The following is a 17,256-nucleotide window of genomic DNA, read 5'->3' on the forward strand; positions in this document are numbered from 1 at the left end:
GACGGCGGCACAGGAACAGTAATATGGCTGCAAAAGAACTGGTTTTTTCGGGCGTCCAGCCGACGGGCAATCTGCACCTCGGCAACTATCTCGGCGCCATCGTCAACTTCGTGAAGCTCCAGAACACCCACAACTGCATCTACTGCGTTGTGGACCTGCATGCCATTACCGTCTGGCAGGACCCTGCCGAGCTGACCCGTAACATTCGCGAGGTCACGGCGGCGTTCATCGCCGCGGGCATCGATCCGAAGAAGCACATTGTCTTTAACCAGAGCCAGGTCTCCGAACATGCCGAGCTCGCCTGGGTGTTCAACTGCGTGGCGCGGCTCGGGTGGCTGAACCGCATGACCCAGTTCAAGGAGAAGGCCGGTAAGGATCGCGAGAATGCATCGGTCGGGCTATACGCCTATCCGAATCTGATGGCGGCCGACATTCTGGTCTATCGCGCGACGCATGTTCCGGTCGGCGAGGATCAGAAGCAGCATCTGGAGCTGGCGCGTGACATCGCGCAGAAGTTCAACAATGACTTTTCCGAGTCGATCGGCGCGCACAATTTCGGCGAGAAGTTCTTCCCGCAGCCGGAGCCGCTGATCACCGGCCCCGCGACGCGCGTGATGTCGCTGCGCGACGGCACCAAGAAAATGTCGAAGTCGGATCCGTCGGACTACTCACGCATCAATCTCACCGATGACGCCGACGCGATCGCGCAGAAAATCCGCAAGGCGAAGACCGACCCGGAGCCGTTGCCGGGCGAGGAGGAAGGCCTGAAGAGCCGTCCCGAAGCTGACAACCTGGTCGGGATCTACGCGGCGCTGTCGGGACAATCGCGGCCGGACGTGCTGCGCGAATTCGGTGGCGGACAGTTCTCGGGCTTCAAGAGCACGCTGGTGGACCTCGCGGTCTCGAAGCTCGGGCCGATCGGTGCGGAAATGAAGAAGCTGACGCAGGACGCCGCTTATGTGGATTCGGTTCTGGCCGACGGGGCGGATCGCGCGCGCGTCATCGCCGCCGAAACCATGGATGCGGTGAAGGACATCGTCGGCTTCATCCGCAAGACATAAAACTGTCTTCCATCCTGCGAAGGCCATGCCTGAATGAACCCGGGCATGGCCTCGTGCGCCTCCGGACAAACCAAATCGAGTTCCGTCAAGCCTCTTCTCACCTTGTCGGCGCGCCCTCGCGCATGGCAGCATGATGCCGGTCATTAAGCTGCGCGTATTCTTCTCGCAAACCGGTGCCCACTTTTGCGGAATACGCGCGAGGGAGATGCATGAGCAGCCAGCGACGAAGCTACGAACAGGGCCACAAGCCGAAATGCCTCGTCGTCGTTGACGACACCGCGGAAGGCGACCGCGCGGTGTACTACGCAAGCCGCTGGGCGCTGCGTGTCGGCGGCGGTGTCGTGATGCTGCGCGTCATCGAGACGGAAGACCGCAACCAGCAATGGCTCGGTGTCGCCGACATCATGCGCGCGGAAGCCGAGGAGATCGCGAACGCGGCGCTCGACCGCGCCTCGGGCCGCGCCAACGGGATCGCAGCCATCACGCCGGAGCGTGTCATCCGCGAGGGCGATCCCGGCGAGCAGATCCTCGACGTCATCGACAACGATGTCGACATTGCCATGCTGGTGCTTGCGGCCAGCGCCGGTGCGGAAGGCCCCGGTCCGATCATCACCATGCTGGCGAAAACCGCCGGCACGTTTCCGATCCCGATTACCGTCGTGCCGGGCAACCTCAGCGACCTCGATATCGACGCGCTGTCCTGAATTGTCATGGCCAGGCTCGTCCCGGCCATCCCGATCATGAGGCATAGTGCCCAGTTCATCGGGATCACCCGGACAAGCCCGGTGATGACACCGGGGAGTTTCCCCACCCCGGAACAGCCGCCATGCACCTTGATCGGGCTGTTTCAGGCGCCATCTGTGCTATAGGAACCGCTCACTTAACCCCGTTCGCGCCGGCCTTGAACCGGCGATGCGCCGGAGAACCAGATGTTTATCCAGACCGAAGCGACCCCAAATCCCGCGACCCTGAAGTTCATTCCCGGCCGCCCCGTGCTCGACAGCGGCACCATGGAGTTCACCGACCGTGACTCCGCCACCCGCTCCCCGCTGGCCGAACGCCTGTTCGGTGTGCCGGGCGTCACCGGCGTGTTCTACGGCTCGGATTTTGTGACCGTCACCAAGGACGACAGTGACTGGCAGCACCTCAAGCCGGCGATCCTTGGCGTCATCATGGAACACTATATGTCCGGTGCGCCGCTGCTTGCTGACGGCCAGGTTGCCGACGGAGATGCGCCCCACGCCGAGGAATTCTTCAGCGAGGCCGACACCGAGACCGTAGCGGTCATCAAGGATCTGCTCGAAACCCGGATTCGCCCGGCGGTCGCCAGCGACGGCGGCGACATCACCTTCCGCGGCTTCAAGGATGGCATTGTCTATCTCGACATGAAGGGCTCCTGCGCGGGCTGCCCGTCCTCGACGGCGACACTGAAGCACGGCATCCAGAACCTGCTGAAGCACTTCATCCCGGACGTGGTCGAAGTCCGGCCGATGTAAATTACCGAATTTTCCAAAAAGGCCTTGGGGCAAGCGCCGAACCGCTTGCCCCTTTGTTTTTTCAGCGGCACGTTCCCGCCAGCTTTGCCATCTTACCGGTCCCTGAATGATCGTTCTCGCCATCGATACCGCGCTGGACTACTGCGCTGCTGCCGTGCTCGATGCCGCCACGAAAGCGGTCATCGCGCAGGAAACGCTGGAGATGAAGCGCGGCCATGCCGAGGCGCTGATGCCGCTGATCGCCCGTGTCATGACCGCGTCAGGCCTGAGCTATCTCGAACTCGACCGCATCGCCGTTACCACCGGCCCCGGCAGCTTTACCGGTTTGCGCGTTGGCATCTCCGCGGCGCGCGGCATCGGCCTTGCCGCCGACAAACCGGTGATCGGCCTCACGACGCTGGCGGCTTATGTCGCGCCTCTGGTCGCGGAGAAGCAGGAGCATCCGATCATCGCTGCGATCGATGCCCGGCATGACCATGTTTACTGTCAGGTCGTCGCCGGCAACGGGTCGGCCTTGATGCGCCCGGCTGTGATGCCGATCGAGGACACCTTCGCGGCCTCACGCTTTGGCGCGTTGCGCATGGTCGGCAACGCGGCGCAACTGCTGGCGGATCGCTGGCCGCGAAATGTTCCGGCACCTGTGCTGGTCGACCCGAAACCCGGTCCCGATATTACCTGGGTCGCATGGATCGGCGCGGGGACCGACCCAGGCGCGGCGCCGGCGAAGCCGTTTTATTTGCGTGCGCCCGACGCCAAGCCGAAGGCTGGTTACGCGCTGCCGGGTACACGGACGTAGCCATGCCGCGCGTTCCCGCATTTCTGTCCCGTCTGTTTCCGAAACTGTTCGGACGCGCCGACGCCACGGTCGAGCCCGCAAATCTCCGCGATGCGCCGCGTCTCTCCCAACTTCATCGCGCCTCGTTTCATCGCGGCTGGGGCACGGACGAATTCGAACAGATCCTGATCGAGCGCAATGCCCTCGCTCACCGGCTGCGGCTCGGCGGATCGACCATCGGATTCATCGTGTCGCGAACCGCCGCCGACGAAGCGGAGATTCTCTCTGTTGCGGTCGCACAGAAGCACCGCGGGCGCGGATTCTCGCGCGACCTGCTGCGCACCCATCTCGGACATCTTGCGGGGCATGGCCTGAAAACCGTGTTTCTCGAAGTCGAGGAAAACAACCGCCCTGCCCGCGCCTTGTATGAACGCGCCGGTTTCCGCGTCGTCGGGCGCCGCGAACGGTACTACAAGGACGCCAGCGGCGAACAATTGAACGCCGTGGTGATGCAGCGAGACTTGTCGTAAGCTGCGGCTGGTGGCAAAACACCGCTCTATCCACCGGAACCTCGCAAGATGTCGTCCTTGAAGCCCGTGCCCACAGGCAAGCACACGGATATCGAAAAGCGTTGCGCCGCAGCCGGCATGCGCATGACCGAGCAGCGCCGCGTCATTGCGCGCGTGCTCGCTGAGGCCATGGATCATCCCGACGTCGAGGAACTTTACCGGCGCTGCGTTGCAGTCGACGACAAGATCTCGATTTCGACGGTCTATCGCACCGTCAAGCTGTTCGAAGACGCCGGCATCATCGAGCGTCACGATTTCCGCGAAGGCCGCGCCCGCTACGAGCAGGTGCCGGAGAGTCATCACGACCATCTCATCAACCTGCGCGACGGCAAGGTGATTGAATTCACCTCCGAGGAAATCGAAAAGCTTCAGACCGAAATCGCGCGCAAGCTCGGCTACAAGCTGGTCGATCACCGGCTGGAGCTTTATTGCGTGCCGTTGGACGAAAAGACTCGGGACGACGAAAAGTCTTGAGCACGTCCTCCCCTTACGATCTCATTATCTTCGATTGCGACGGCGTGCTCGTCGACAGCGAAGCGCTGGCGTGCGTCGTTCATGCCGAGGTGCTGACGGAATACGGCTACACGATTTCCGCCGAACAGGTGCACGAGCGCTTCCTTGGACGCTCCGCACGCGAGGCACGGCTTGAGGTCGAAAGCGAACTCGGCCGCGCCTTTCCCGACTCGTATACCGCGCAACTGCGCGCCACGATCGACCGGGTGTTCGGAGAACAGTTGCAGCCCGTTCCGCACATCTTCGAGGCGCTGGACCGATTGTCCCGGCGCATCTGCGTGGCGTCCTCCGGTACACCGACACGCATTCGCAGCAGCCTCGGCACCACCGGCCTCATCGGCCGCTTCGACCCGCATCTGTTCTCTGCGATGCAGGTCGAGCGCGGCAAGCCTGCGCCGGACCTGTTTCTGTTTGCCGCCGCGCAGATGGATACGCCGCCAAGGCGATGTGTCGTGATCGAGGACAGCGTGCCCGGCGTCACCGCCGCGCATGCCGCGGGAATGACCGTGATCGGATTTACCGGCGGCAGCCACTGCCGGCCCGGCGATGCCGACCGGCTGCGGGCGGCTGGCGCGAGCATTGTCATCGGAGATATGCGCGCACTGCCCGGTCTGATCGAACCAAGCCTCGACCACGCTGAAATAAGCGCCATTTAGGGCGGCGATTAAGTTCGCCCCTGAAAACCCTAACAGAACAAATAGATAGACTCTATTTGGCGCGTTCTGAACTACCACCCGGTCGCTGGATTTCGCCGCCCTTTATCTATATTTGAAGCGAGCGCGTATTCCGCAGAAGTGGGTACCGGTTCTGCGAACGGAATACGCGCTAAGTTATGATTAGGAGCGTTTCTTCGGCTAACCGGCCGGAAAACGCTCTCTGGAGCGGCCCGGAGCGCCGCCAGACCCAAGGTTTCGATGACCGCGCCGCGCAAGCTGCACATCAAGTCATACGGCTGTCAGATGAATGTCTACGATGCACAGCGCATGGTGGACACGCTCGCGCCTGAAGGATTCGTCGAGACGGCAAATGCCGACGACGCCGATCTTGTGATCCTCAACACCTGTCACATCCGCGAGAAGGCGTCCGAGAAAGTTTATTCGGAACTTGGGCGCCTGCGCACCGCAAAGGACGAGGCCGCGCGCAACGGCCGCGAGATGAAGATCGCCGTGGCGGGCTGCGTCGCGCAGGCCGAAGGCAGCGAGATCATCCGCCGTGCGCCCGTGGTCGATGTCGTGGTCGGCCCGCAGAGCTATCATCATCTGCCGCAGCTGCTGGCAAAGGCAAAGACCGATGGCCGCGCCGTCGAGACGGAATTTCCGGTCGAGGACAAGTTCGCCTCGCTGCCCGATCCGAAACCGGCGATAATCCGCGCCCGCGGAATCTCGTCTTTCGTCACGGTGCAGGAAGGCTGCGACAAGTTCTGCACTTTCTGCGTGGTGCCTTATACGCGCGGCATGGAAGTGTCGCGTCCGGTCGCGCGCATCGTCGACGACGTCAAGCGCCTCGCCGATAACGGCGTGCGCGAGATCACGCTGATCGGCCAGAACGTCAACGCGTTTCATGGCGAAGGTGAGAACGGCAAGCCGTGGTCGCTCGGCCAGCTTCTGCATCGTCTTGCGGACATTCCGGGCATCGTGCGCCTGCGCTATTCGACCAGCCATCCCCGCGATGTCGACGAGGCGCTGATCGAGGCCCACCGGGACATTCCCGCGGTGATGCCGTTCGTGCATCTGCCGGTGCAATCCGGCTCCGACCGCATCCTGGAAGCGATGAACCGCAAACACACCGCTGCCGATTATGCCCGCACCGTGGAGCGGTTCCGCAAGGTGCGTGAAGACATTGCATTTTCATCGGATTTTATTGTCGGTTTTCCCGGTGAAACCGAGGAAGACTTTTCGGCAACACTCGCGCTGGTCCGCCAAATCAGCTACGCTGGCGCCTATTCGTTCAAGTATTCGCCCCGGCCCGGTACACCGGCCGCGGACATGCAGGAGACGGTCACGACCACTGTGATGGACGAGCGATTGGCGCGGCTCCAGGAGTTGATCGACAGCCAGCAGGCTGCCTTCAACGCGGCAGTGATCGGCAAAACGGTCGATGTGCTGTTTGAGCGCCCCGCGCGCAATCCCGGACAGATCGTCGGCCGCACCGCTTACCTGCAACCTGCTCATGTCATGGCGTCGCCCGACATCATCGGCCAGGTGCTGCCCGTCGCCGTCGACAGCCTCGAGCGCTACAGCCTGATCGGCGCGCTCGCCGGGTCGGACGTGTCTCCCGTCTCGTCACCTAGAATTTCCCAGCCCGCCAACACTTCCTTGTCAGCCATGACCACCGGAGCCTGAACCCTTGCCAAAAAGCGCATCGGATTCGCCGACACTCGCCCCTGGCCGCAAAAACGACCGAGACGTTCCAACACCGCACGAAGCCCAGATCGTCGTCGCCTTCGACGACAACGGCGCCGCCTCCGCCCTGGTCGGTCCCTACGGACAAAACCTTGCTCTGATCGAACGCCGCCTTGGCGTCGTCGCCGACTCGCGCGGCAACCACATCACCGTCGCCGGATCGCGCGACGGTTGTGACGCCGCGCGGCGTGTGCTCGAAATGCTCTACGAACAGGCTGTGCGCAGCCAGGACATTGCGCAAGGCGATGTCGAAGGCGCGATCCGCGCCGTGATCGCGCAAGGCTCGCTGTTCGAATTCGATCCGAAGACTGCGAAGTCGCAGTTCGAGGAGATCAATCTGCGCAAGCGTCCGGTTCGGGCGCGTACCGCCGCGCAGGACTCCTACATCCGCGCCCTGAAGCGGCACGAACTGGTGTTCGGCATCGGCCCCGCCGGCACCGGGAAGACATGGCTCGCAGTGGCGCAGGCCTGTCAGTTGTTCGAACGCAAGGAAGTCGACCGCATCATCCTGTCGCGCCCCGCCGTCGAAGCCGGAGAACGGCTTGGATTCCTGCCCGGCGACATGCGCGAAAAGGTCGATCCGTATCTGCGGCCGATCTACGACGCGCTGTACGATCTGATGGATTCGCGCATCGTCGAGCGCGGCCTGCAAAGCGGCGAAATCGAAATCGCGCCGCTGGCCTTCATGCGCGGCCGCACCCTGACCAATGCGGCCATCATTCTGGACGAAGCGCAGAACACCACGTCGATGCAGATGAAGATGTTCCTCACGCGTCTTGGCGAGAACAGCCGCATGATCATCACCGGCGATCCGAGCCAGGTGGACCTGCCCAATGGCCAGCCGTCGGGGCTGGCGGAGGCCGCCAAGCTGCTCGATGGCGTCGAAGGCATCGCCCAGGTGAGATTCCAGGCGCAGGACGTCATCCGCCACGAACTGGTGGCGCGAATCGTTGCCGCATATGAAGGCGTGCCGAAGCAGCCCACGGGCAAACCTTGACGCACCAATGAAACCGAACGGCCAAGCGCCAGTTGCAACCAAGATTTTGACATGACGTCCGCCGATAGACCCGCGACCGAAGTCCTCGTTACCGCCGACTGCTGGAACAGCGAACGCGGTGTGGAGACGACGATCCATCGCGCCATCGAAACGGCGGCGTCCATGGTCGATGCCGATACCGCCGACGCCGAACTTGCGATCATGCTGACCGACGATGCGGGCATCCGCACGCTCAACAAGAACTGGCGCGGCATCGACAAGCCGACCAACGTGCTGTCGTTTCCTGCACTACAATCGGAGCGCGCTGACGACGACGCGCCACGTATGCTCGGCGACATCGCCATCGCCTACGAGACCACGCGCTTTGAGGCCGAAGCCGAACACAAGCCGTTCGATCACCATCTCAGCCATCTGGCGGTGCACGGTTTTCTGCATCTGGTGGGCTACGATCACGAAAACGATAAAGATGCCGAGATCATGGAAGGTCTCGAGCGTGATATCCTGGCGCAGCTCGGGATCCCCGATCCCTACGCGCACGACGATCAGGTGAACTAGGTGTCCAATTCTCTTGCCGACAAATCCGACAGGGATCGCTCTGATACGCCGCGATCGGGCAATCTGCCGGTGCCCGTGCAGCAGGGCGAGGTGCTGCGCCCGTCGTCGGAACTCTGGCTCATGCGTGCGCTGCGCACGCTGTTCGGATGGAAAGCGGGATCGGCTCGCGCCGATCTCCAGGTGGTGCTTGATGCCACGGCGCCGGATGAAACCAGCTTCACCACGATCGAGCGCACCATGCTGCGCAATATCCTGGGCCTGCACGAGCGGCGCATCGCCGACGTCATGGTGCCGCGCGGCGACATCGTCGCGGTCAAGCGGGATATTTCGCTGGGCGAGTTGATGAGTCTGTTCGAAAGCGCGGCTCATTCGCGTCTGGTGGTCTACAACGACACCCTCGACGATCCCGAAGGCTTCGTTCATATCCGCGACCTGCTCGCCTTCATCACAGCGAAGGCGAAGGTTGCGGACGAGGTCAACGCCAAGCGCAAGAAGCCGTTTCCGGCGGGACTCGATCTGCGTTCGGTCGACCTGCGCATGAAGCTGTCCGACGCCAACATCATGCGCAAACTGATCTATGTTCCGCCATCGATGCCCGCCATCGATCTGCTGGCGCAGATGCAGGCGACGCGCATCCATCTGGCGCTGGTGGTCGACGAGTACGGCGGCACCGACGGTCTGGTGTCGATCGAGGACATCGTCGAGCAGGTGGTCGGCGAGATTGATGACGAGCACGACAGCGACGAGACACCGTCCGTGGTCCGGCAATCCGATGGATCGTTCATCGCCGACGCGCGCGCCAGTCTGGAAGACGTGCAATCCGTGGTCGGAGAGGAGTTCGACACCGGCGAAGCTGGCGAGGATGTCGATACGCTCGGCGGCTATCTCGTGACGCAGGTCGGCCGCCTGCCGGTGCGCGGTGAAATCATTTCCGGACCGGGCGAATTCGAGATCGAAGTGCTCGACGCCGATCCTCGCCGCGTCAAGCGCGTGCGCATCGGAACGCAGAAAGACCGCTCCAATCTGCGTCATCGCGAGTTGCGCCGCAGGGAAGCCGCGAACGATGCCGCGCAGGCCCAGGCCAACGACAACACCAATCCGGCTTCATCCAGCGACGGCGCCGGCAATCGATGAAGTCCTTCCGTGCGCTCATCTCCGGCATCATCCTGTCATGGGGATGGACGCGCGCGATGATCGCGCTTGCCGCCGGCGCCCTGTCGGCGCTGGCGATGGCGCCGTTCAACGCATGGCCGATTTTGTTCCTGACGATTCCGGTCGCGGTCTGGCTTATCGATGGCGCGGGCGCCGGACGCCTCGGGGGCATTCCCGCTGCGGCGATGAGCGGCTGGTGGTTCGGCTTCGGCTATTTCGTGGCGGGGCTTTATTGGGTGGGCTACGCCTTCCTCGTCGACGCCCAGACTTTCGCGTGGCTGCTTCCGTTTGCGGTGATGGGCCTGCCGGCAGGACTGGCGTTGTTCATGGCCTTCGGCTTTGCGCTTGCCCGGCTGATCTGGGCACCGAATGCGTTTCGCATTCTCAGTCTCGCCTGCGCGCTCACGGTCAGCGAATGGCTGCGCGGACATATCCTGACAGGCTTTCCCTGGAACGCCTTCGGCTACGCATTGACCGAGCCGCTGGCGTTTGCGCAAAGCGCGTCGCTGGTCGGGCTGTGGGGTTTGACGTTTATCGCGGTCGCGGTGTTTGCCTCTCCCGCAGCGCTGATCGACGATCCGCACGTGACGCGCCGCCCGTGGATTCCGCTCGTTGTCTCACTCGTCCTGCTTGCCGCGATGGGTGGCTACGGCGCAATCAGGCTCGCAAACCAGCCGACGCAATTCGTCGGCAAGGTGAAACTGCGGCTGATGCAGCCGAACCTGCAGCAGGATGTGAAATTCAACTACGCCGCCAAACAGATGGTGATGGAGAAGTATCTGTCGCTGTCGGATCGCGCGACGGGTCCGCAATCGAGCGGCGTGCGTGACTCCACCATCCTGATCTGGCCGGAATCCGCGTTTCCGTTCTTCCTGGCGCGCGAGGCCGACGCCATGGCGCAGATCGCGAACCTGTTGCCGCCAGGAACGGTGCTGGTGACGGGTGCGATCCGCCCGCCGGATCAGCCTGCCGGAACGCAGATCACCCGCGCCTACAATTCGATTTATGTCATCGATCACGATGGAACCATCCTGTCGATATACGACAAGCTGCATCTGGTTCCATTCGGTGAATACCTGCCGTTTCAGTCCGCGATGGAAAAACTCGGCTTCGTGCAGATCACCAAGGTACGTGGCGGGTTCATTCCGGGCGACCGGCGGCGGACCATGACGGTACCGAACGCACCGCGCATGCTGCCCCTGATCTGCTATGAAGCGATCTTCCCGGGCGACATTGTTCCCGGCGACGATCGTCCCGGCTGGATCGTCAACCTGACCAACGACGGATGGTTCGGCATCTCGACCGGCCCCTATCAGCATCTGCAACAGGCCCGGTTGCGAGCGATTGAAGAAGGCCTCCCCATCGTACGCTCTGCGAACACAGGCATCTCCGCCGTGATCGATCCGTTCGGCAGGATCATTACGCAATTGGGACTTGGTGCCGAGGGCGTGCTCGATTCAGCGTTGCCCAAACCAGCGTCCCCGACGCTGTTCTCCCGTGTTCGCGATATCCCGGTGGCACTGGCGGTCGCATTGTCGACTGTGATCGTTATTCGCCGCCGCGCGAAACAAAAGCCCTGACGTCACCGTATCTGTTCTGATGCACGGCATTTCTGGACATGTGTCCAGACTGTCAAACCTTGTTCGATGGGTTCAATCGGCCTCAATGCGGTCACAGGGTTTAACCTAAATTCTTCATCACGGGGGCGACAAGGATTTGACGATGCTGGCGCAAGAAGCGTATTCCGGTCTGGTCATCGCCGACAGGTTCACGATCGTTTTCCAAACCCTGCCGATGACGCGGAGCTCTTAGATGACCACCAAGGCGCCCAATCCTGTTGACAAATATGTTGGCAGCCGCGTGCGCATGCGCCGGATCATGCTTGGCATGAGCCAGGAAAAGCTCGGCGAAGCGCTCGGCCTGACATTTCAGCAGGTGCAGAAATACGAAAAGGGCACCAACCGCATCGGTGCAAGCCGGCTGCAACAGATCTCCGACATTCTTCAGGTGCCGGTCTCGTTTTTGTTCGAAGGCGGCCCGGCCGGACCGAACGCGCTGGCAGGATTGAGCGAAGCGCAATCCCCCGCCTACGTTTCGGATTTTCTCGCCACCTCCGAAGGACTGGCGCTGACGCGCGCGTTCACACGCATCACCGATGCCAAACTCCGCCGCAGCATCGTGGAACTCGTCGAGCAGATGGCGGCGCGCGAACAGCCCGACCCCACATAAACCTGCGGACCCCGCAGCGCCGTGGATCGGCAACATTGCCGGGCGTGTCCATGACCGGATTTCAACCAGATCGCACCCGCGATGAACGATAGATTGCCCAAGCCGGTGAATGCGATGTCAGCGAACGATACGACCTCATCACGCGGGCACAATATCGAACACGGGCACGGATCGTTTTTCGGGCGGCGCAAGGGCCACAAGCTCCGCAATCACCAGGCCGATCTGATCGAAAATCTGCTGCCGCATCTCGCGCTCGATCTTGCTCAGGCGGACGCCTCCGATCCGGGCGCGCTGTTCCAGGCACCTGTCGACGAAATGCGTCTCGAGATCGGATTCGGCGGCGGCGAACACCTGATCGCGGAAGCGCTCGCGTTTCCGCGGACCGGCTTCATCGGCTGCGAGCCGTACGTCAACGGCATGGCGAAAATCCTGGCGCAGATCGAAGCCCACAACATCGCCAACATCCGCCTGTTCGCAGGCGACGCCGCCGAGCTGCTGGCATGGGCGCAGCCATCGAGCTTTGCGCGGATCGATCTCATTCACCCCGATCCGTGGCCGAAACGGCGGCACTGGAAGCGCCGCTTCGTGCAGGACGCAACCATCGCCGAGATGTCGCGCATCCTGAAATCAGACGGCGAGTTCCGCTTCGTGTGCGATATCGACGACTACTGTGCATGGACCCTGATGCACATGCAGCGCTCTGCGGACTTCATCTGGACAGCAGAGCGCGCCAGCGACTGGCGGAGGCCGTGGCCGCACTACACGATGACGCGCTATGGACGAAAGGCTGACCGCGAAGGCCGCAAGGCCGCCTATCTCATCTTTCGGCACGTGAACTCTTAGGCCGGCAAACCCTTGTCGCGCAGCCGCCAGAAGGTCAGAACGCGCTGCGCCGTCGCGGGCGACAAACGCTCGTAGTTGATCCGGGCTTCCTCAATATCTGGAGCGGAAGGCGTTCGTCCCGGACCAAGCCGCAACACCACCAGCGCCCGCACAGTGGCCCATTCCAGCCCGATCGATTTTCCCAGAAGCAGAATGGGATCGTAGCGATCACCGAGCATCAGTTGATGGACCACCGACAGCCGCATTCCCGTCAGCGCCGCCAGTCCCGCAATCGATTCCTCGTATTTATGCAGCTTGGCGAAGCCGAGCAGCGCCGCCTCGTTGAGTTCTCCCGCCTGATGCAGCGCTAGAATGGCGCGCTGGGCCGGCTGGAAATCGCGCGTCTGCGGTTGCGCTTTCGGCACACCGGAAATCTCGATCATCGCCTGATTGATCGCCGCCTTCTGTTTCGGCTTCGCAGAGTCAAACATGCGGCGGCGAACGAGATCGACCGATTTCGCCAGCAACTGTTTCAGCGACGCGGCCGGAAGGTCCTCGCGCTGGCCGACAGTCAGCGCCAGCATGCCATCGTCGGTCGCGCGCTTGACCAGTCCAGAATAGCCGGACTCGGAAAACTGGGCGCCATTGTTGGCTGCGACGCTGCGCACCACTTCGCGGTCACCGCGGCGGACGATCACATCGGTCACGGTGGGAGACAATGTCGGGCGCCCTGAAATCGCGGCCAGATGTTCCTGGCCCTTGGCGCGGGCGATTTCGACGAGTGTCGGATCGTCGAGCAGCGGCGATCGGCTCAGGATCGGACCGGCAATCTTGATTTCATTTTCGTGGGCGAGTTGCTTCACCAGCGTCGGCGGCGCGTTATCCAGCTTCGACAGCCGCTCCGCCAGTTCCACACGCGTCTCGATTTCGGTGGCCGGCACCAGACCAACCAGAATGTCGTCGAACAGCGCGACATGGCGGGTCTCGAAATGCGCGGCACCTTGCAGGAAAAGGTCGGAAATCCGCGCAATCGCCGCCGCCCGCTTTTCAGCGGAGCCGTTTTTGACGATCTCATCGAGTTCGGGAATCAGCGAAAAGGCAGCAGCCATGCGGGTCTCTGGTCGCTACTGGCGCGGCGGTCTACCGTGCGCCTGGAAGCGTTGGCGACTGTAGGTAGGCCAGATGAATGAACGGTTAGCCGGAAAGATCGCTTTGAGGACAGCTGCTATAAATGAGTTCGTGCTGGCGTCCGGACTCCCGCCGTTTGGCTGTAAGCTTATACATCCTTTCGATAAATCGGAGCTTTGCCAGTAACAATACGGGTTCCGCAATCGTTTCCGGCCCGCGGGAAGCCCTTGCCGCACAGGCCAAAAACGTCTATATCCGCCGCAACTGATAAATTCTCATACGCACACGTAGGAGAGTGGGCCCCCCGGGACCCGCTCTTTTTTATTACCTGATGGCCTGTGCCGCATGCAGCAGCCGGCCGATAACCATAAGAGCACTCTGATCCTGGACATGAGCGACCCCGCCGACGTTGCCGTTGATGCCGAACTGCTCGCCGAACCGCGCCTCGTGGTCGAGCCGGGCGTCGGCGCGCGCGTGGCCGCGGTTGCGACGCCTGTCTTGCAGGGCATGGGCTATCGGCTGGTGCGGATCAAGGTCACGGCCGAAGCGGGCTGCACTGTGCAGATCATGGCAGAGAAGCCCGACGGCACCATGCTGATCGAGGATTGCGAGGCGATCTCGAAAGCGCTGTCGCCGGTGATGGACATCGCCGACCCGATCCAGCGCGCTTATCGGCTGGAAATCTCATCCCCCGGCATCGACCGGCCGCTGGTCCGCCGCACCGATTTTGAGCGTTATGCCGGGCATCTGGTGAAAATCGAGATGGCTGTGCCTCACGAGGGCCGCAAGCGTTTCCGCGGCAAGCTTGGCGGCGTCGAGGGCAACGGCATCAGGATTATTCGCGACGACGCTCGCGCCGATCAGGAAGCAAGTGTGTTGCTTACGATGGAAGACATCGCCAGCGCGAATCTTGTTCTGACCGATGAATTGATCGCGGAATCCATGCGCCGGGGCAAATCGGCTGCACGCGAGATCAAGGAAGACCTCGGCCTCGCGCCGCCTCCGCCCGAACACGCGAAGAAGGCCCGCGCCGAACTGCCAATTTCGAAAAGTTTCAAGCCGAAACCAAAGCCGAAAAAAGCCGCGCCAAAGAACACCAAGGAACACCGCCTCGCCGCTGAAGCGAAAAAGCGAGCAGGCAAATCGGATCACCACGAAGGAGACTGAGCCATGGCCGCTGTCAGCGCCAACAAACTCGAATTGCTGCAGATCGCCGACGCCGTCGCACGCGAAAAGTCGATCGACCGCTCGATCGTGATCGCGGCGATGGAAGACGCCATCGCCAAGGCGGCCCGCGCCCGCTACGGCTCCGAGACCGATGTGCACGCCGAGATCGACGCCAAGAAAGGCGAACTTCGGCTGTCGCGCCACATGCTGGTGGTCGAACAGGTCGAGAATTCGTCGAACCAGATCTCGCTGAAGGACGCGCAGAAGGCTAACCCCGGCGCGCAGATCGGCGACACCATTGCCGACACGCTGCCGCCGCTGGAATACGGCCGCATCGCCGCCCAGTCCGCCAAGCAGGTGATCGTGCAGAAGGTGCGCGAGGCCGAGCGTGACCGGCAGTATCAGGAATTCAAGGATCGCATCGGCGAGATCGTCAACGGCGTCGTCAAGCGCGTCGAATACGGCAGCGTCATCGTCGATCTCGGCCGCGGCGAAGCCATCGTGCGCCGTGACGAAATGCTGCCGCGCGAAGTGTTCCGCAACGGCGACCGCGTCCGCTCGTACATCTTCGATGTCCGCCGCGAAACCCGCGGGCCGCAGATTTTCCTGTCGCGCACCCATCCGCAGTTCATGGCGAAGCTGTTCGCGCAGGAAGTTCCTGAAATCTATGACGGCATCGTCGAGATCAAGGCTGTGGCCCGCGATCCGGGTTCGCGCGCGAAGATTGGCGTAATTTCACGCGATTCGTCGGTCGATCCGGTCGGCGCCTGCGTCGGTATGCGCGGTTCGCGCGTGCAGGCCGTGGTGAACGAACTGCAGGGCGAGAAGATCGATATCATTCCGTGGTCGCCCGATATCGCGACCTTCGTGGTCAACGCGCTGGCGCCCGCCGAAGTCGCGAAGGTCGTGATCGACGAAGATCGCGAGCGCATTGAAGTCGTGGTGCCCGATACCCAACTATCTCTTGCGATCGGCCGCCGCGGGCAGAACGTGCGTCTTGCCTCGCAGCTCACCGGCTGGGACATCGACATTCTGACCGAACAGGAAGAATCGGAGCGCCGTCAGGCCGACTTCGAGAATTCCACCCGCGTCTTCATGGAAGCCCTCAATGTCGACGAAGTCGTCGGCCAGTTGCTGGCATCCGAGGGCTTCGGTTCGGTCGAGGATCTGGCGCTGGTGGACCCACGGGAACTCACCAGCATCGAGGGCTTCGACGAGGAAACCGCCAACGAGCTGCAAAGCCGTGCCCGCGAATATCTTGAACAGCTCGAGGCAGAACTCGAAGCGAAGCGAAAGGAACTGGGCGTGGAAGACGCTTTGACGACTGTGCCGGGCGTAACCGCCAAGATGCTTGTGAAATTCGGCGAGAACGACATCAAGACCGTCGAGGATCTGGCCGGCTGCGCCACCGACGATCTGGTCGGCTGGGTTGAACGCAAGGACGGCGAGACCACCAAGCACGCAGGCATTCTCGACGCCAACGAAACGTCGCGCGAAGATGCGGAAGCCCTCATCATGCAGGCCCGCGTCGTCGCCGGCTGGATCACCGAAGCAGATCTCGCCAAGCCGTCCGAAGAGGCAGCCGCCTCCGAAGACAATTCGGCTCAGGCATAAAGTGTGATGCGGTTTTCGGACAACATCATGCTTTTCAAGAGCTAAGGAAATGACCCGCGCATGCTTGCCATCGCTGATCACGCAGATCTCGACAACGGACCCCGGACAAAAGCCGGGACCGAGCGGATGTGCGCGGTCACGCGGCAGGTTGCGCCGATCGATGATCTGATCCGCTTCGTCCTCTCCCCGACCGGTGAAACCGTTCCCGACCTGAAGCGCAAGCTGCCGGGGCGCGGGCTATGGGTGTCGCTGTCCCGCGCCACCGTGGCGGAAGCCGCCAGGCGCAACGTCTTCGCGCGCAGCTTCAAACGTGACGTCCAGGTCTCGAAAACCCTGGCCGACGATGTCGAGCGCATGATGGTCCGGGGAGTGTCCGAAGCCCTCGCCATGGCCGCGAAAGCGGGCCAGGTCACGTCAGGATTTTCCAAGGTTGAAGGCGCCATAGAGGGGCGGCAGGCGGTGGCCCTGATCCACGCCACGGACGGCGCTCCGGACGGAATCCGCAAGCTGAATGCCAAACTGGCCGCCGTAATGCGACAAAACGGCGGGGAATCAGCCGATTTCCCCGTTATCAGCGTCCTGACCACCGATGAATTGGATTTGGCACTCGGGCGGGCAAATGTGGTACATGCTGCCCTGCTCGCGGGCCCGGCAAGCAAGACCTTCCTCGCACGTTGCCAGACGCTCACCCGGTTTCGGGGGACGGATGGCGGTCACGATGGCGGGATCGACAAGAACAATTAGGGCATTGCCGTCAGATGCGGCATGCGAGCAAC

Annotated in this window: 18 protein-coding genes; 17 read left to right on the forward strand and 1 reads right to left on the reverse strand. The window is 62.4% G+C overall.

From position 1 onward, the window contains the following. The first annotated feature begins 23 nt into the window (after positions 1-23). From trpS to AC1RM7_RS13130, 14 genes are all read left to right on the forward strand, one after another. Complete coding sequence (gene trpS / locus AC1RM7_RS13065) at positions 24-1,061, forward strand: tryptophan--tRNA ligase (RefSeq protein WP_024921208.1); 1,038 nt, start codon at positions 24-26, stop codon at positions 1,059-1,061. Between the two features lie 209 nt (positions 1,062-1,270). Then, positions 1,271-1,765 (forward strand): universal stress protein, encoded by a 495-nt coding sequence (locus tag AC1RM7_RS13070; RefSeq protein ID WP_024921207.1) that lies wholly within the window; start codon positions 1,271-1,273, stop codon positions 1,763-1,765. Between the two features lie 225 nt (positions 1,766-1,990). Next, on the forward strand, positions 1,991-2,557 hold the full coding sequence (locus AC1RM7_RS13075; protein ID WP_006023547.1) for a NifU family protein: 567 nt from the start codon (positions 1,991-1,993) through the stop codon (positions 2,555-2,557). 106 nt (positions 2,558-2,663) lie between these two features. Next, positions 2,664-3,353, forward strand: coding sequence for a tRNA (adenosine(37)-N6)-threonylcarbamoyltransferase complex dimerization subunit type 1 TsaB (gene tsaB / locus AC1RM7_RS13080; protein ID WP_024921206.1), 690 nt, complete (start codon positions 2,664-2,666; stop codon positions 3,351-3,353). Between the two features lie 2 nt (positions 3,354-3,355). Further along, positions 3,356-3,862 (forward strand): ribosomal protein S18-alanine N-acetyltransferase, encoded by a 507-nt coding sequence (rimI, locus tag AC1RM7_RS13085; protein WP_024921205.1) that lies wholly within the window; start codon positions 3,356-3,358, stop codon positions 3,860-3,862. Positions 3,863-3,910: 48 nt separating this feature from the next. Next, entirely contained in the window at positions 3,911-4,375 is a 465-nt protein-coding gene (locus AC1RM7_RS13090) for a Fur family transcriptional regulator (RefSeq protein ID WP_024921204.1), read from the forward strand. After that, positions 4,372-5,070: an HAD family hydrolase gene (locus AC1RM7_RS13095; protein WP_024921203.1), complete on the forward strand. Its 699-nt coding sequence runs from the start codon at positions 4,372-4,374 to the stop codon at positions 5,068-5,070. The genes AC1RM7_RS13090 and AC1RM7_RS13095 overlap by 4 nt, the downstream gene beginning before the upstream one ends. Before the next feature lie 258 nt (positions 5,071-5,328). After that, positions 5,329-6,756 carry a tRNA (N6-isopentenyl adenosine(37)-C2)-methylthiotransferase MiaB gene (gene miaB, locus AC1RM7_RS13100; RefSeq protein WP_024921202.1) on the forward strand — a complete coding sequence of 476 codons (1,428 nt, stop codon included), beginning with the start codon at positions 5,329-5,331 and terminating at the stop codon, positions 6,754-6,756. Between the two features lie 4 nt (positions 6,757-6,760). Further along, positions 6,761-7,813: a PhoH family protein gene (locus AC1RM7_RS13105; RefSeq protein ID WP_006023541.1), complete on the forward strand. Its 1,053-nt coding sequence runs from the start codon at positions 6,761-6,763 to the stop codon at positions 7,811-7,813. A gap of 51 nt (positions 7,814-7,864) precedes the next feature. Then, a complete protein-coding gene (gene ybeY / locus AC1RM7_RS13110; RefSeq protein ID WP_024921201.1) occupies positions 7,865-8,368 on the forward strand; it encodes an rRNA maturation RNase YbeY in 504 nt (167 codons plus the stop codon). After that, a complete protein-coding gene (locus AC1RM7_RS13115) occupies positions 8,369-9,502 on the forward strand; it encodes a hemolysin family protein (RefSeq protein ID WP_024921200.1) in 1,134 nt (377 codons plus the stop codon). Continuing rightward, positions 9,499-11,100, forward strand: coding sequence for an apolipoprotein N-acyltransferase (gene lnt / locus AC1RM7_RS13120; protein ID WP_492837648.1), 1,602 nt, complete (start codon positions 9,499-9,501; stop codon positions 11,098-11,100). Before AC1RM7_RS13115 ends, lnt begins: the two co-directional genes overlap by 4 nt. 232 nt (positions 11,101-11,332) lie before the next feature. Further along, positions 11,333-11,749, forward strand: coding sequence for a helix-turn-helix domain-containing protein (locus tag AC1RM7_RS13125; protein WP_006023536.1), 417 nt, complete (start codon positions 11,333-11,335; stop codon positions 11,747-11,749). 81 nt (positions 11,750-11,830) lie between these two features. After that, entirely contained in the window at positions 11,831-12,592 is a 762-nt protein-coding gene (locus AC1RM7_RS13130; RefSeq protein WP_024921198.1) for a tRNA (guanine(46)-N(7))-methyltransferase TrmB, read from the forward strand. Here AC1RM7_RS13130 and AC1RM7_RS13135 read toward each other — a convergent pair. Continuing rightward, on the reverse strand, positions 12,589-13,680 hold the full coding sequence (locus AC1RM7_RS13135) for a DUF2336 domain-containing protein (protein ID WP_024921197.1): 1,092 nt from the start codon (positions 13,678-13,680) through the stop codon (positions 12,589-12,591). The two genes, AC1RM7_RS13130 and AC1RM7_RS13135, sit on opposite strands and share 4 nt — an antisense overlap. Positions 13,681-14,089: 409 nt before the next feature. On the opposite strand from AC1RM7_RS13135, the gene rimP reads away from it, so the two are divergent. From rimP to AC1RM7_RS13150, 3 genes are read left to right on the forward strand one after another with little or no spacing between them, the layout of a single operon-like run. Continuing rightward, positions 14,090-14,866, forward strand: a complete 777-nt coding sequence (gene rimP / locus AC1RM7_RS13140; protein ID WP_024921196.1) for a ribosome maturation factor RimP — start codon at positions 14,090-14,092, stop codon at positions 14,864-14,866. A 3-nt stretch (positions 14,867-14,869) separates the two neighbouring features. Continuing rightward, complete coding sequence (gene nusA, locus AC1RM7_RS13145) at positions 14,870-16,480, forward strand: transcription termination factor NusA (RefSeq protein WP_006023532.1); 1,611 nt, start codon at positions 14,870-14,872, stop codon at positions 16,478-16,480. Positions 16,481-16,540: 60 nt separating this feature from the next. Then, positions 16,541-17,224, forward strand: a complete 684-nt coding sequence (locus AC1RM7_RS13150) for an RNA-binding protein (protein WP_024921195.1) — start codon at positions 16,541-16,543, stop codon at positions 17,222-17,224. Positions 17,225-17,256 lie beyond the last annotated feature (32 nt).

Source organism: Afipia sp. GW822-FHT03D08 (assembly GCF_058801645.1).

Excerpts from the sequence above, each read along its gene's own strand:
- rimP (WP_024921196.1), top strand. The coding sequence starts at position 14,090 with ATGAGCGACCCCGCCGACGTTGCCGTTGATGCCGAACTGCTCGCCGAA.
- nusA (WP_006023532.1), top strand. The coding sequence starts at position 14,870 with ATGGCCGCTGTCAGCGCCAACAAACTCGAATTGCTGCAGATCGCCGAC.
- AC1RM7_RS13090 (WP_024921204.1), top strand. The coding sequence starts at position 3,911 with ATGTCGTCCTTGAAGCCCGTGCCCACAGGCAAGCACACGGATATCGAA.
- rimI (WP_024921205.1), top strand. The coding sequence starts at position 3,356 with ATGCCGCGCGTTCCCGCATTTCTGTCCCGTCTGTTTCCGAAACTGTTC.
- ybeY (WP_024921201.1), top strand. The coding sequence starts at position 7,865 with ATGACGTCCGCCGATAGACCCGCGACCGAAGTCCTCGTTACCGCCGAC.
- AC1RM7_RS13150 (WP_024921195.1), top strand. The coding sequence starts at position 16,541 with ATGCTTGCCATCGCTGATCACGCAGATCTCGACAACGGACCCCGGACA.
- AC1RM7_RS13130 (WP_024921198.1), top strand. The coding sequence starts at position 11,831 with ATGAACGATAGATTGCCCAAGCCGGTGAATGCGATGTCAGCGAACGAT.
- AC1RM7_RS13070 (WP_024921207.1), top strand. The coding sequence starts at position 1,271 with ATGAGCAGCCAGCGACGAAGCTACGAACAGGGCCACAAGCCGAAATGC.
- AC1RM7_RS13125 (WP_006023536.1), top strand. The coding sequence starts at position 11,333 with ATGACCACCAAGGCGCCCAATCCTGTTGACAAATATGTTGGCAGCCGC.
- miaB (WP_024921202.1), top strand. The coding sequence starts at position 5,329 with ATGACCGCGCCGCGCAAGCTGCACATCAAGTCATACGGCTGTCAGATG.
- AC1RM7_RS13135 (WP_024921197.1), bottom strand. The coding sequence starts at position 13,680 with ATGGCTGCTGCCTTTTCGCTGATTCCCGAACTCGATGAGATCGTCAAA.
- trpS (WP_024921208.1), top strand. The coding sequence starts at position 24 with ATGGCTGCAAAAGAACTGGTTTTTTCGGGCGTCCAGCCGACGGGCAAT.
- tsaB (WP_024921206.1), top strand. The coding sequence starts at position 2,664 with ATGATCGTTCTCGCCATCGATACCGCGCTGGACTACTGCGCTGCTGCC.
- lnt (WP_492837648.1), top strand. The coding sequence starts at position 9,499 with ATGAAGTCCTTCCGTGCGCTCATCTCCGGCATCATCCTGTCATGGGGA.
- AC1RM7_RS13075 (WP_006023547.1), top strand. The coding sequence starts at position 1,991 with ATGTTTATCCAGACCGAAGCGACCCCAAATCCCGCGACCCTGAAGTTC.